This window comes from Sphingobium sp. RC1, assembly GCF_059738765.1.
The window spans coordinates 320948-334495 of sequence record NZ_AP027306.1 but is presented as its reverse complement, the minus strand read 5'-3'; the positions used below and the strand labels follow the sequence as shown (position 1 = coordinate 334495).

Annotated in this window: 16 protein-coding genes; 9 read left to right on the top strand and 7 right to left on the bottom strand. The window is 64.5% G+C overall.

What is annotated here, in order from left to right:
• Nucleotides 1–56: 56 nt before the first annotated feature.
• From AC6JBC_RS01670 to AC6JBC_RS01660, 3 genes are read left to right on the top strand one after another with little or no spacing between them, the layout of a single operon-like run.
• Nucleotides 57–1004: a 2-hydroxyacid dehydrogenase gene (locus AC6JBC_RS01670; RefSeq protein ID WP_498025042.1), complete on the top strand. Its 948-nt coding sequence runs from the start codon at nucleotides 57–59 to the stop codon at nucleotides 1002–1004.
• Nucleotides 1005–1045: 41 nt separating this feature from the next.
• Nucleotides 1046–2143: a histidinol-phosphate transaminase gene (hisC, locus tag AC6JBC_RS01665; protein WP_498025041.1), complete on the top strand. Its 1098-nt coding sequence runs from the start codon at nucleotides 1046–1048 to the stop codon at nucleotides 2141–2143.
• A gap of 2 nt (nucleotides 2144–2145) precedes the next feature.
• A complete protein-coding gene (locus tag AC6JBC_RS01660; protein WP_498025039.1) occupies nucleotides 2146–3051 on the top strand; it encodes a prephenate/arogenate dehydrogenase family protein in 906 nt (301 codons plus the stop codon).
• A gap of 69 nt (nucleotides 3052–3120) precedes the next feature.
• On the opposite strand, the gene AC6JBC_RS01655 is transcribed toward AC6JBC_RS01660, so the two are convergent.
• Genes AC6JBC_RS01655 through ftsE form a run of 4 tightly spaced genes read right to left on the bottom strand, consistent with a single transcriptional unit; the run spans nucleotide 3121 to nucleotide 5997 of the window.
• The gene (locus AC6JBC_RS01655) at nucleotides 3121–3843 is read right to left on the bottom strand and encodes a lysophospholipid acyltransferase family protein (RefSeq protein ID WP_498025037.1); all 723 of its coding nucleotides are present in this window, start codon (nucleotides 3841–3843) and stop codon (nucleotides 3121–3123) included.
• An 11-nt stretch (nucleotides 3844–3854) separates the two neighbouring features.
• Complete coding sequence (locus tag AC6JBC_RS01650; RefSeq protein WP_460986996.1) at nucleotides 3855–4385, bottom strand: YdcF family protein; 531 nt, start codon at nucleotides 4383–4385, stop codon at nucleotides 3855–3857.
• Complete coding sequence (locus AC6JBC_RS01645) at nucleotides 4382–5284, bottom strand: cell division protein FtsX (RefSeq protein ID WP_498025035.1); 903 nt, start codon at nucleotides 5282–5284, stop codon at nucleotides 4382–4384. The genes AC6JBC_RS01650 and AC6JBC_RS01645 overlap by 4 nt, the downstream gene beginning before the upstream one ends.
• On the bottom strand, nucleotides 5281–5997 hold the full coding sequence (gene ftsE, locus AC6JBC_RS01640; protein ID WP_498025033.1) for a cell division ATP-binding protein FtsE: 717 nt from the start codon (nucleotides 5995–5997) through the stop codon (nucleotides 5281–5283). Before ftsE ends, AC6JBC_RS01645 begins: the two co-directional genes overlap by 4 nt.
• 169 nt (nucleotides 5998–6166) lie before the next feature.
• Between ftsE and AC6JBC_RS01635 the strand changes: the two genes are divergently transcribed.
• Nucleotides 6167–6985, top strand: a complete 819-nt coding sequence (locus AC6JBC_RS01635) for an MJ0042-type zinc finger domain-containing protein (RefSeq protein ID WP_498025031.1) — start codon at nucleotides 6167–6169, stop codon at nucleotides 6983–6985.
• Between the two features lie 119 nt (nucleotides 6986–7104).
• On the opposite strand, the gene AC6JBC_RS01630 is transcribed toward AC6JBC_RS01635, so the two are convergent.
• Together AC6JBC_RS01630 and AC6JBC_RS01625 are read right to left on the bottom strand one after the other, a co-directional pair.
• Nucleotides 7105–8010 carry a pirin family protein gene (locus tag AC6JBC_RS01630; protein ID WP_498025030.1) on the bottom strand — a complete coding sequence of 302 codons (906 nt, stop codon included), beginning with the start codon at nucleotides 8008–8010 and terminating at the stop codon, nucleotides 7105–7107.
• Nucleotides 8011–8020: 10 nt separating this feature from the next.
• Nucleotides 8021–8308 carry a BolA family protein gene (locus tag AC6JBC_RS01625; RefSeq protein WP_498025029.1) on the bottom strand — a complete coding sequence of 96 codons (288 nt, stop codon included), beginning with the start codon at nucleotides 8306–8308 and terminating at the stop codon, nucleotides 8021–8023.
• A 44-nt stretch (nucleotides 8309–8352) separates the two neighbouring features.
• Here AC6JBC_RS01625 and AC6JBC_RS01620 point away from each other — a divergent pair, with 44 nt between their 5' ends.
• Entirely contained in the window at nucleotides 8353–8970 is a 618-nt protein-coding gene (locus tag AC6JBC_RS01620; RefSeq protein ID WP_498025028.1) for a DnaJ domain-containing protein, read from the top strand.
• 10 nt (nucleotides 8971–8980) lie between these two features.
• Here the strand turns inward: AC6JBC_RS01620 and AC6JBC_RS01615 are convergent, their stop codons facing one another.
• Nucleotides 8981–9250, bottom strand: a complete 270-nt coding sequence (locus AC6JBC_RS01615) for a DUF1294 domain-containing protein (protein WP_498025026.1) — start codon at nucleotides 9248–9250, stop codon at nucleotides 8981–8983.
• Nucleotides 9251–9427: 177 nt separating this feature from the next.
• Between AC6JBC_RS01615 and cobS the strand changes: the two genes are divergently transcribed.
• From cobS to cobT, 4 genes are read left to right on the top strand one after another with little or no spacing between them, the layout of a single operon-like run.
• On the top strand, nucleotides 9428–10435 hold the full coding sequence (gene cobS, locus AC6JBC_RS01610; RefSeq protein ID WP_464787698.1) for a cobaltochelatase subunit CobS: 1008 nt from the start codon (nucleotides 9428–9430) through the stop codon (nucleotides 10433–10435).
• A 4-nt stretch (nucleotides 10436–10439) separates the two neighbouring features.
• Nucleotides 10440–10859, top strand: a complete 420-nt coding sequence (locus AC6JBC_RS01605) for an OsmC family protein (RefSeq protein WP_196224846.1) — start codon at nucleotides 10440–10442, stop codon at nucleotides 10857–10859.
• Nucleotides 10856–11641 carry a tyrosine-protein phosphatase gene (locus tag AC6JBC_RS01600; protein ID WP_498025024.1) on the top strand — a complete coding sequence of 262 codons (786 nt, stop codon included), beginning with the start codon at nucleotides 10856–10858 and terminating at the stop codon, nucleotides 11639–11641. Before AC6JBC_RS01605 ends, AC6JBC_RS01600 begins: the two co-directional genes overlap by 4 nt.
• Nucleotides 11641–13467 carry a cobaltochelatase subunit CobT gene (cobT, locus tag AC6JBC_RS01595; RefSeq protein WP_498025023.1) on the top strand — a complete coding sequence of 609 codons (1827 nt, stop codon included), beginning with the start codon at nucleotides 11641–11643 and terminating at the stop codon, nucleotides 13465–13467. The genes AC6JBC_RS01600 and cobT overlap by 1 nt, the downstream gene beginning before the upstream one ends.
• Nucleotides 13468–13548 lie beyond the last annotated feature (81 nt).

The following is a 13548-nucleotide window of genomic DNA, read 5'->3' as shown; positions in this document are numbered from 1 at the left end:
GGCTAGGACCGTGGAGGGATGCTGTCAATCGGCTGGGGATGGGCTAGGACGGGGGCATGAGCCAAAGCCGCATTCCCATCGTCGCCTATGGTCCCCTGTCGCCCTATCTGGAGGAGCAGCTGAAGGCCCGGTTCATCGTCCGGGCGGTGGCGGCGGAGGCTGATCCCCAAGCGTTGCCCGAAGAGGTGCGGGAGGCACGGGCGCTGGTGTCTTTCGGGGCGGTTGGCGCATCTGCCGCCATCATGGACGCGCTGCCCCGGCTGGAGATGATCGGCCTGTTTTCGGTCGGCTATGACAAGGTGGACATCGCCCATGCGCGGGCCAAGGGCATCAGCGTCAGCAATACGCCCGATGTGCTGACCGATGATGTGGCGGATCTGGCCGTGGGGCTGCTCTATGCGACGGTGCGCAATATCGCCGCCAATGACCGGATGGTGCGGTCGGGCAGTTGGGCGCGCGGTGGGAAAGTGCCGCTGAGCGGTAGCGTCACCGGGCGACGGATCGGGATTTTGGGTCTGGGGCGTATCGGGCGCGCGATTGCGCGGCGGCTGGAGCCGGTCGCGGGCGAGATTATCTATCACAATCGCAAAGCTGCCTCCGAAACTTCTTACCGTTATGTTGCGGACCCGAACGCATTTGCGCGGGAAAGCGAGGTAATGATCGTCGCGACATCGGGCGGGCCGGAAGCGCGTAAACTGGTCGATGCGGCAATGCTGGACGCGTTGGGGCCGCAGGGCGTGCTGATCAATATCAGCCGGGGGAGCGTGATCGACGAGGATGCGCTGGTGGCGGCGCTGGTCGATGGCCGGATCGGCGGGGCCGGACTGGACGTATTTGCGCAGGAGCCACATGTGCCCGAGGCGCTGCTGACGATGGATCATGTCGTGTTGCAACCGCATCAGGGGAGCGCCACGGAAAGCACGCGCAGGGCGATGGCGGACCTGGTGCTGGCCAATCTGGACGCATGGGCGGCGGGCCAGCCGCTGGTGACGCCGGTGCTATAGCAGCGCTTTGCCTTTGATGCGGATGACGCTAAAGCCCAGCCATGACGAAACCTGCACCCAAAGAATGGATACTGGGCATTTCGCCCTATGTGCCCGGCAAGGCGGCAGCCGATGACGGGCGCCCGCTGATCAAGCTGAGCGCGAATGAGAACCCGCTGGGCACGGGGGAAGCAGCGCGGGCAGCGTTGATCGCGGCGACGGCGGACCTTGCGACCTATCCCGATCCGGGCGCGGCGAAGATGCGCGAGGCAATCGCCGCCGTGCATGGACTGGACCCGGCGCGGGTGATCTATGGCACGGGGTCGGACGAGCTGCTGCACATAGCGGCGAGCGCCTATGCCGGGCCGGGCGACGAAGTGCTGTACGTCCATTATGGCTTTTCGGTCTATGACATCGCCGCGCGGCGCGTGGGTGCCACGCCGGTCATCGCTCCGGACAAGGATTATGCGACGGACGTCGATGCGGTGCTGGCCTGCGTGACGGAAAAGACGAAAGTCGTCTTTCTCGCCAACCCCAATAACCCTACCGGCACGATGACGTCGCGTGAGGAGATTGCGCGGCTGCATGCGGCGCTGCGGCCCGACATATTGTTCGTGCTGGATCAGGCCTATGCCGAATATCTGGACGCGGATGAGGATGATGCGGGGCTGGAGCTGGCCAAGTCGGCGGCGAACGTCTTCGTCACGCGCACCTTCTCCAAGATTTACGGGCTGGCGGCGGAGCGGATCGGCTGGGGCTACGCGAGTGCGGAGATTATCGACGCGCTGCACCGCATCCGCGCGCCGTTCAATGTAACCAATGCCGGACAGGCGGCGGCGATCGCGGCGGTAAAGGATCAGGCCTGGGTCGAGGCGAGCCGGACGCATAACCGGAAGTGGCGTGCATGGCTGGCTGATGAGGTGGCTTCGCTGTCCAATCATGGGCTGCGCGCGGTGCCGAGCAAGGCGAATTTCATCCTCATCCTGTTCGAAGGCAAGCTGACGGCGGAGGCGGCGATGAAAGGGTTGTGGGACGAAGGCTTCGCGACCCGATGGCTGCCGGGGCAAGGATTGCCCAACGGCCTGCGCATCACCATCGGCACCGAGGAACAAATGCGCGCGGTCGCGGCGAAGCTGCTCGCCATGGTAGAGGCTGCCTGAACATGCTGCCGTTCGCGCGTGTCACCATCATCGGCCTTGGCCTGATCGGCTCTTCGCTGGCGCGGGCGATCCGCGAATATATGCCGACCGTCCGGGTTACGGGGCATGATGCCGATCCCAATGTGCGGCAGATCGCGCGGGCGATCGACCTGTGCGACGATGTGACCGACACGGCGGGCGCAAGCGTGACTGACGCCGATCTGGTGGTGCTGTGCGTGCCCGTGCGGGCGATGGGCGCTGCGGCGGCGGAGATTGCGGCGGACCTTCCGCCCGAGGCGATCGTCAGCGATGTGGGGTCCTGCAAGGCCGATGTGCTGGCGCAGTTGACGGCCGCCCTGCCGGGTCGGGTCATCATTCCTGCGCATCCCGTTGCGGGGACGGAAAACAGCGGACCTGAAGCAGGTTTCGCCAGCCTGTTCCAAGGCCGCTGGTGCATCATCACACCGCCTGCCGGTGCCGATCCGGCCGCCGTCGAGCGTATTTCCGAACTATGGCACCGGGTTGGCGCAGACGTCGAAACCATGGACCCGCAGCATCATGACCTGGTGCTAGCCGTGACGAGCCATCTGCCGCACCTTATCGCCTATACGATCGTCGGCACGGCCAGCGATCTGGAGGATGTGACCCAGTCGGAGGTCATCAAATATTCCGCAGGCGGCTTTCGCGACTTCACTCGCATCGCGGCATCCGATCCCACCATGTGGCGCGACGTGTTCCTGGCGAACAAGGACGCGGTGCTGGAGATGCTACAGCGTTTTTCCGAGGACCTGTCGGCGTTGCAGCGGGCGATCCGTTGGAATGACGGAGACGCGCTGTTCAACCTGTTCACGAAGACCCGGGCGATCCGGCGGTCGATCATCGAGCAGGGGCAGGATGATCCCAAGCCCGACTTTGGGCGGCGTCATTAATCCAATTGCTCTGTGGCCCTCTTCAAAAAGAAGTAGAGTCCCCTTCGACTGCCTGCTTGCAGCAGGCGCTCAGGGCGAACGGAAGTGCTGTTGGGGCGCCGACGGTTGGTTCAGCGCGTTGATCGCGGCATGGACGCGGGATTCAGCCTCGCGGCGATCGAGGCCCGCCGGAATGATCTCGCCCGCCTTGTAGGTGATCGTGCCTGCCCGTTTCATGAATTTGCCGCGCGGGGACAGGCGGCCGCTGTCGATCGCGATCGGAACGACCGGCAGGCGAAGGAGGGAATAGAGGCCCGCGAAGCCCGCCCGCAGGGGGGGCGTTTCGCCATGAGGAACGCGCGTGCCTTCTGGAAAGAGGCAGACGGCACGGCCCTGATCGTTTGCGGCGCGGGCGGCGGCTCGCAGGGTCCGCAGGGCGCTGGCCCCAGCGGTGCGCTCGACCGGAATAAGGCCGTACAGCCGACCGATACGGCCCCACAACGGAATGTCGAGCAATTCGCGCTTGGCGGCGATGGCCGGGCGATCGAAAATGCAGAGCAGGTCGATCGTTTCAAACATCGACTCATGCTTGACGATATAGAGATAGTTGCCCAGCGGCAGTTCGCCTTCGATCCGCACCTTTTGCCCGAGAATCCAACGCGCGCAGAATCGGTGAAAGCGGCCCCATGCCGTCGCTACGACCGGAACCCCTGCAGGCCATGGCCATGCCACAGCCAGAGCGGCAAGAACCAGCAGCAATGAGCCGCTGTAGAATATCAGCATGAAGACGAGCGAGCGCAGGGCGGTGATCATAAGGCCGTTCTTCAAATCCCGACGAGCGCGGCGGCACGGCGGAGGAGATATTTATTATATTCCCGCATCAGCATCCTGAGGCTGGGTCGGCTCGGCACGGCGTCATAGACGATCGTCAGATTGCCCGGCACCGCTTGCCGCAGTTCAAGCGCGGCGCGGCGCATGTGCCAGTCCGTTGTGATGAGGCGGACGGTGCGGAAGTCCCTGCGCTCCAGCCAATGCGCGGTTTCTATGGCGTTGGAGCGGGTGTCGATCGCTTCACGGCCCAGAGTGATGCAGCAGGAAAATAGCCGTTCGGGCCTTTCATATTGCGCCGCCAGCTCCGCCGGGCGGACGGAACGATCGACGCCGGAGATCAGCATTCGCTTTGCCGCGCCCTCTTCAAGCAGGGCAAGGCCGCGGTCGATCCGGCCCGCGCCGCCCGTCAGCACGACGATGGCGTCTGTCGGGCGGCCGTCGAGCGGCTGGGGCAGGAAGATCGCGAACCAGGCGAAACCCAGCATCCAGGCGAGCAAGGTCACCGCAAAGAGGCGGACGATCATAGCAGCCGCCCCAGGGATCGCAGCACGGTCCACCGTGCGGCCAGCGTCGAGAGCAGGACGCCGCCTATAGGCAGGGTGGCAAGGATCAGCCAACTGCTCCACGGCAGGCTGATCGCCGCCAGCAGATCGGACCCTGTCGCCGCGAGCCGGGTGCCAAGCAGGATGATGACCAGCAAGGCGGTGACAAAGCCCAGCAGGCCGCCGAACAGCGCGTCGAGGCCCATGCGCCGCTGGAAGAGGCGGGCGATCTGCACATCGGTGGCACCCATCAGGTGCAACACGTCGATCGTGCCGCGATGGCTGTCATGCGCCGCGCGCGCGGCCAACACGACGATGGCGGCGGTGGCGAGCGCCATCAGCAGCACGATTCCTGCCGCAAGTCCGCCCAGTGCCGCGAGCAGGCTGCCGAGCGGCTGGAGGAAGGCGGCGTGCGGCTCCACGCGGATGTTCGGCGAAAGGGTGGCGAGCATGCGGCCCAACCGCTGCGCCTTGGCTCCGGTCGCGCCAGGCGTCAGTTCCACGTCGATCAGGGCGGGGATCGGCAGGTCGCCGCTGGCCGCATCCTGTCCCAGCCAGGGCCGGATCTGCTCGGCGAGTGTTGCGGGATCGACGGGATGGACGGCGTGCACGTCAGCGGATTTGCGCAACAGGCGGGCCGCGGCGCCGCTCAGTTCCTCGCGGCGGTCGGCATTGGCTTCTACGATCTGGACCGTGGCGCGTCCGGCAAGGTCGGCGCCGACCGACTGCACCGCTGCGGCCAGCCCAAGGCCTGATGCCGCCGCGAGGACGGTCAGGAACATCATGATCGCGATCACCCAGGGCATCGGCCCGGCGACGCGGCCTTCTGGCAGCAGGCGGTGTCGGGCGGCAGCGGCGGCGCGGCGGTCTGCGCCGGTCATGACGCGGCGGCCCCTTGCGGACGGGGCGGGTAGCGCAGCGATCCGGTGGGATCGGATAGGCGGCCCTTGTCCAGCCGCATCATCTGCGCGCCTTCGACCTGGCCGATCAGCGGCAGGTCGTGGGTGGCGACGACGATGGTGGTGCCGAGGCGGTTGAGCGCTTCGAACAGAGTGAGCAGGCGGCGGGCCATGTCGGCATCGACGTTGCCGGTCGGTTCGTCGGCGACAAGGATTTCGGGCCGGGCGATGACGGCGCGGGCGATGGCGACGCGCTGCTGCTCTCCGCCCGACAGGGTCGCGGGGCGCGCCTGCCCCCGGTCGCCGAGCCCCACCCAGTTGAGCATTTCGGATACCGAGGCGTCGATCTCGCTTTCCGCCATGCCCGCGACACGGAGCGGCAGGGCGATATTATCGTAGGCGGACAGGTGCGCGACCAGCCGGAAATCCTGAAAGACGACGCCGATGCGACGGCGGAAGCCGGGCAGGCGCTTGCGCGGAAGGGTCACCACATCTTCCCCGAACAGGCGGATGACGCCACGACTGGGACGCTGGGCGAGGTAAAGGAGTTTGAGCAGCGAGGTCTTGCCCGCGCCCGACGCGCCGGTCAGGAAATAGAAGCCGCCGCCATGCAGCGAGAAGCTGACGTCGGACAGGGTTTCGCTGTCCAGACCATAGCGCAGGCCGACATTTTCGAACTGGACGATCGCCGACATGCTTCGATTATGCGCCCGCGCGCTCCCTGCTGCCCCTTGGGTGCAGCCATGGCACAGCGAGCAGGCAGGCGTAAAGCGCCAAGCGCCATCATCCGCCGAGTCGCGGCATCTTCAGCGTGCCTCTTCAATGCCGCTTGCCCTCGAGTCCAAGCCATGCCTATGAAGCATCATGATCCTGGTGTGTCCCAATTGCGCCACGCGCTATATTGTGCCGGACAGCGCCGTCGGCCCCAATGGCCGCCAGGTTCGCTGCGCCTCCTGCAAACATAGCTGGTTCCAAGAAGGACCGGCGCTGGCCGTCAGGGAAGAGGCCGTGGCGATGGCGGAAGCGCCCATTGCCGCTGAGGCACCCCCTGCCCCGCCTCCGCCGCCACCTGTTGCCGCTGCTCCGCCTCCACCCTCTGCGCCCGCCGAGGTTCAGGCTGATCCGGCGCCTGTGGCAGAAGCGGTTGCCGCACCGGCGCCTGAGCCAGTGGCGGCAGCGCCAGTCGATAATCGCGTCGATGATATTTACGGCCGGAGCCACGAGGAGCCTGCGGAAAGCTATGCCGCGCCCGTCAGGCCGCGCCGCAATTACCTGAAGCTGTGGACCTATGCGGCGGTGCTGTTCGGCCTGGCGGTTGTCGGCGTGGGTGGCGCGCTCTGGTATTTTGGCACGCCAAGCTGGGCGGTCAATCTTGGCCTTGTTTCCGAGGAAGGCGATCCGGACCTGCTATTCTACCTGTCCAAGCCTGCGGAGCGGCGCAAGCTGCCTACGGGCGAGGAATATTTCGCATTCGGCGCGCGGATCGTGAACAGCGGCAAGCAGACGCTGCCGGTGCCGCCGGTGCTGGTGCAGTTGCGCGATCAGCAGAACCGGCTGGTGTTCAGCTGGACGACGAAGGCCGACCGCACCAGCCTGAAACCGGGCGAGGAAGCGTCGATCAACGAGAGCCGGATCGATATTCCGAAAAATGCCGAGAATTTATCGCTGACCTTTGTTCAGTGAGCGGCCAGCCTCGATTACCCCATCTCCGTTCGGGCTGAGCCTGTCAAAGCCCCTTCTTTTTCAAGAAAGTAAGCCCTTCGACAAGCTCAGGGCGAACGTTCATTGTGGGGCGGATGATTTCACGGATAGCTGACCGTCTTGGGCCGCCCCTGCGGGATGGGGATGAATTCCTGATCGTCACCGGGAATGAGGGGGAAGCGCATGGCTTCCCAATCCTCGCGCGCCTGATAGAGGCGGTCGGTGGATGAAGAGACGAAGTTCCACCAGACATGGCGCGGCGTTTTGAAGGCTTCGCCCCCGCAATACATTACGCGGCCACCATCGACGCTCATTAACGTGGCGCGGGTGCCGGGACGCAGGACGTAGAGCGTCTGGGGCAGGAGGGCGACGCCATCGAGCGCGGCGTCTCCGCCAGCGACATAGATGGCGCGCTCGTCCGCATCGGTATCGATCGGCACGTTCCCGCCCGGTGACAGCTGAATATCGGCATAGATGGTGTCGGCATAGGTCGTGACCGGCGAGGATGCGCCCCAGAGGCTGCCCATGATGACGCGCGCGCTCGCCCGGCCGCAGTCGATGACGGGCAAGCCCCCTTCGCTGACATGTTCGAAGGCTGGCGCCATTTCCTCAATGCCATCGGGCAGGGCGAGCCATGTCTGAATGGCCGAGATTTTGGACTCGCGTGCACGGTCGCTGTCGGGGGAGCGTTCGGAATGGACGATGCCGCTGCCCGCAGTCATCAGGTTGACCGCGCCCGGCTCGATTAACTGCTCCGTGCCCAAGGAGTCCCGATGCAGGAAGGCGCCTTCGAACATATAGGTGACCGTCGAGAGATTGATGTGCGGGTGCGGGCGCACGTCGATGCCTTGGCCCGCGCCGATCTTGGCGGGTCCGGCCTGATCGAAGAAGATGAAGGGGCCGACCATCGTCCGGCCCGGCGCGGGCAGTGAACGATGGACGCGGAAGTCGCCCAGATCATGGGTGGTCGGGCTAACGGTCTGGATGACGAGGTCGTCTAGGGTCATGGATGTTCCCTTATGCTTCGCCGGGCGCGCGGGCCTTGATGGCCAGCGCGTGGACCTTGTCGCGCAGCAGATCGGCGAGCGCGGCGTTGACGAGGCGCTGGCGGGCGACGCGGTTTTTGCCAGTGAACCCGGCCGAGACGATCTCCACCGTGAAGTGGCTTTCGCCCGATCCGTCATGCCCCGCATGACCGCGATGCTTCTCGCTGTCATCGATCACGGCGAGATGCTCTGGCGACAGGGCGGCGCGCAGCCGCGCCTCAATCTCTGTGGCCACCGGGCCTTTCAGTTGGGTGCTCATCGCCCCTATATAGGCCCTTTGTTCCATCATGCATCAGGGCAATCTTGTCTACCGACCCGTACTCGACCCGCCGTTTCAACCGCTTCCATGGCCGCGTGGAAAGCGACCGCCCCTGCGCGGTCGATGGGTGCGTCGAACCCGGAGAGTTTCGTGCGCCGCCGCTGGAGGGCGCGTCACCAAATCAGGAAGGCCCGCGCTGGCGCTGGCTGTGCCTCGATCATGTGCGCGAATTCAATCAGGGCTATAATTTCTTCACCGGCATGAGCCCGGATGAGATCGCCGCCGCCCAGCGTCCCTTTGCGGGATGGGAGCGGGAGACGCGCGCCTTTTCATCGAACGCCGCCAGCCCGCCCCCCAAATGGTCGGATTTTCAGGACCCGCTCGACGCGATCGGCGCCAAGTTCAAGGAGCGGGTGGCGAAGGCGCGGGCAGACAGCCAGATGCGGCAGGATGGCAAGTTCCTGTCCAACGAGGACCGCAAGGCCCTGTCCACCATGGGGCTGCCGATCGATGCGGATCGCAAGGCGTTGCGACAGCGTTATACCGAACTGCTGCGGCGCTATCATCCCGATCATAATGGCGGCGACCGCAGCCACGAAAGCGCATTGCAGAGCGTGATCGAGGCCTATGGCCTGCTGCGCAAGGCAGCTGCCTTCGCCTGAAGGGCGTGAATCAGAAGATAAACCAGCCGATCAGCAGGCCACATTGCACAACCGCGATCAGCATCAACTGGGTAGAAAATGGTTCCTTGCGGGTCTTGTGACGGAATAGCTGACGAGCGATCAGTGCGCCCGGCGTTCCTCCGATCATGGCGAGGCCAAGGAGGTCAGCTTCCCTGACGCGACGGCCGCCAGACCTTGCCCGCGCCTTGTCATGGCCAAAGCACAGAATGGTCCAAAGGTTGATGGCCACGAAGCCCAATGCCAGAATCAGATAGGTCATTTCGATGGCCTATATATTTTTCGTAAAGTTGGTCTGAAGACACGGTTACGGCCCGGGCGTCAGGCCATTTCGCGAAAATGGGCCGCTTGATCGGGGCAAAGGGAGGCCCCACTATATCGACACGCCCTTCCTGGATCGGTTAGGGGCCATAAAGATCATTCAGAAAGACCCGTTCGCATGACCGACATTCCCAACGTCCAGCCCGATACCCGTTCAGAGACGCTGCTGGCCGCGCCCGACCGTGAGGTGGATGCGCGGGAGGTGTTCGGCATCGACGTCGATCTAAAAATCCCCGCCTTTTCCGAAGCGGACGAGCGCGTTCCCGATCTCGACCCCGCTTATGTGTTCGACCCGGACACCACGCTCGCGATTCTGGCGGGCTTTGCCTATAACCGGCGCGTCATGGTGCAGGGCTATCATGGCACCGGCAAGTCGAGCCATATCGAGCAGGTCGCGGCGCGGCTGCGCTGGCCCTGTATCCGCATCAACCTGGACGCGCATATCAGCCGTATCGACCTGGTCGGCCGTGATGCGATCGTGCTGCGCGACGGGCAGCAGGTTACCGAGTTCCGCGAAGGATTGCTGCCTTGGGCGTTGCAGCGTCCGGTAGCATTGGTGTTCGACGAATATGATGCGGGACGCCCGGACGTCATGTTCGTGATCCAGCGTGTGCTGGAAGCCGATGGCAAGATGACGCTGCTCGACCAGAATCGCGTGATCCGGCCCAACCCGCATTTCCGCCTGTTCGCGACCGCCAACACGGTCGGATTGGGCGATACGACCGGCCTGTATCACGGCACGCAGCAGATCAATCAGGGCCAGATGGACCGGTGGAATCTGGTCGTGACGCTGAACTATCTGCCTGCCGCGACCGAGGCGCAGATCGTCCTCGCCAAGTCGGGCGAATATGATCATGAGGGCGGCCGCAAGGAAGTCGAGAATATGATCAAGGTGGCGGAACTGACCCGTCAGGGCTTCGTCAACGGCGACATCTCGACCGTGATGAGCCCGCGCACCGTTATCAGCTGGGCTCAGAATGCGCTGATCTTCAAGAATATCGGCTTTGCCTTCCGCCTGTCCTTCCTCAACAAATGCGATGAGGCGGAACGGCCGCTGGTGGCGGAATATTATCAGCGCGTGTTCGGCAAGGACCTGCCCGAAAGCGTCGCCCACCGGGCGGCCTGACGCAATGATAGTCGTAGAGCGCATCGCGCCGGATGGCAGCGCGCACCGGGTCAACATCCGGGGCCATGAGCTGATCGTCGATATGACGCCGCCTGACGGGCATGATGCCGGACCTGATCCGCATGACCTGTATGATTCGGCGCTGGGCGCGTGCAAGGCGATGACGATGCTGTGGTATGCGCAGCGCAAGGGCATTCCGGTCGAGGGCATCCATGTCGGCGTGATCCGGGATGCGAGCGAGGAACGGGACGGCATCTATCGGCTGACGACGCGGATCGCGCTGAGCGGGCCTTTGTCGCCGGAGCAGCACGACACGCTGATCGGCGTCGCCGCGCGTTGTCCTGTCCACAAGCTGATGAGCGAAGTCGAGACGCGGATCGAGACCATCGCCGTTCCGCCAGTTGGCGAGGGCGAACGGCCGTGACGGACGCCAGCGCTCTGGTCGCTGATCAGCGCCGCCTGCCCTTGGAGCGCGCGTTCAACCTGCGCGACTTTGGTGGTTATGCGACGGCGGATGGGCGCGTCGTTCGTCGGGGCGCGCTTTTCCGCTCGGGGACGATGGCGCTGCTGAGCGATGCGGACGCCGCGCATCTGCGGTCGATCGGCATCCGGGCGATCTGCGATTTCCGCAGGGGCAATGAGCGCAGCGCCGAACCCACTATCTGGCATGGGGCGGAGGTCGATTATTTCTGCCGCGATTATAGCGAGAGCAGCGGTATTCTGGGCGAGATGCTGAAGCGGAAGGATGCGACCGCGCAGGACATGCGTGACGCCATGATCGCGCTCTATCGCGCCATTCCGGCGGACCACGCCGCATCCTATCGGGCGATGTTCGCGCAGATTTCGGCCGGACGCCTGCCGATCATCATCAATTGTTCGGCTGGCAAGGATCGCACCGGCGTCGGCGCGGCGCTGATATTGGCGGCGCTGGGCGTACCGCGTGAGACGATCGTCGAGGATTATCTGCTGACCAAAGAGCATGCCGATTGGAATTGGCTGCTGAACCAGCGCAATTCGCTGGTTGCGCGGGCATGGTCGACCCGTGCGGTGGCGCTGGAGCCGGTGCTGACGGTCGATGTGGCTTATCTGGACAGCCTGTTCGCGGAGCTGGACGCCAACCATGGCGGGATTGAGGGGTATCTGGCCGGATCGCTTGGTATTGACGAGGCTGCGCGCGGGATCTTGCGCGAAAGGCTGCTCGACTGATGGCGGAGCGGTCGCCTTTGGATGCATTCAAGGACGTGCTGTCGGGCGCGGCCCGATCGATCGCGCGCGATGCCGAGGTCGAGGTGGGCTTCACCGCCGACGCGCCGCATATGGCGGGCAAGGCGATCAAGGTGCCGACTCCGGGCCGGAACCTGCCGCCCGATCAGGTGGCACTTGCTCGCGGTTTCGCTGACGCCAATGCACTGCGCCTGCGTCACCATAATGGGCGTATGCATACGGCCGCTGCCCCAGCCGACGCGACCGCGCGCGCGGTCTATGACGCAGTCGAGCAGGCGCGGGTAGAGGCGATTGGATCGCGGGCGATGGAAGGCGTTCGCGACAATCTCAATCATGCGTTGGACTTGCGGCTGAAGTCGGACCCGCTCCGCCGGGCGCGATCGGCCGATGAAGTGCCGCTTTCGACTGCGCTGGCGTTGAAGGTGCGCGAGAGATTGACCGGCCAGCCGATCCCCAAGGATGCCGTCACCGGCATGGCGATGGTCGATGCCTGGATCGAGGAGAAGGCGGGCGCCGATCTCGATGCCCTGGGATTGGCGATAGACGATCAGCGGGCGTTCCAGAAGCTGGCGCAGGCGATGCTGGAGCATCTCCAGCTTGTCGAAAGCGATGTGCCGCCTCAAACCGATGAGGATGAGTCGGAGGAGGAAGGCGAGGACGAAGAGCAGAATCAGGATGAAGGCGATTCGGGCGAGGAGGAATCCGGCGACAGCGACATGAATGCTGAAGCGCGCGCCGAAGACACGGGCGGCGACACGGAGGAAGGCGAGACCGAATATAGCGACGATTTCGACGCCGACAGCGATGAAGGCGCCGATGATATGGGCGAGGAAGGCATGATGCCTGTCCGTCCCAACCGGCCGATGTCCGACTTGCCGCCCGGTTTCGACTATAAGCCTTATACGGTCGCGCATGACGAGGTGGTGACCGCCGAGGACCTGTGCGACGAGGATGAGCTGAACCGCCTGCGCGGTTTTCTGGACCAGCAGTTGGTGAGTTTACAGGGTGCAGTGACGAAACTCGCCAACCGGCTCCAACGGCGGTTGATGGCGCAACAGTCGCGGTCGTGGGACTTCGACCAGGAGGAAGGGCTGCTCGACGCGGCACGGCTGGCGCGGATCGTGATCGATCCTACGCGGTCGCTGTCCTACAAGATCGAGCGGGATACCGAATTTCGCGACACGGTCGTGACGCTGCTGATAGACAATTCAGGCTCCATGCGCGGGCGGCCGATCAGCATCGCGGCGATCAGCGCGGACATCATGGCGCGCACGCTGGAACGCTGTGGCGTCAAGACGGAGATATTGGGATTCACGACGCGCGCCTGGAAGGGCGGTCAGAGCCGGGAAGCCTGGCTGGCCGCCGGACGGCCACCAATGCCGGGCCGCCTCAATGACCTGCGCCACATCATCTACAAGAAGGCGGACGAGCCGTGGAGGCGGGCGCGCCGCAATCTCGGCCTGATGATGCGCGAGGGGCTGCTGAAGGAGAATATCGACGGCGAGGCGCTGCTTTGGGCGCATCAACGCCTGATCGCGCGCAATGAGGAACGCCGTATCCTGATGGTGATTTCCGACGGCGCTCCGGTCGATGATTCGACCCTATCGGTGAACAGCGGCACCTATCTTGAGCGCCATCTGCGTCAGGTGATCGAGTGGATCGAGAACCGATCGCCCGTGCAGCTGGTGGCTATCGGCATCGGTCATGACGTCACCCGCTATTATCGACGGGCCGTCACCATCATGGATGCTGAACAGCTTGGCGGGACGATGGTGGAGCAGCTGGCCGGGCTGTTCGACGAAGATTAGGCCGAGCCTGTCTCGGGCCTGGGCATCTGAACCCAGCCGTCCCTTGAAAAGAAGATCGGCGATCTCGACCTTGGGACAGGG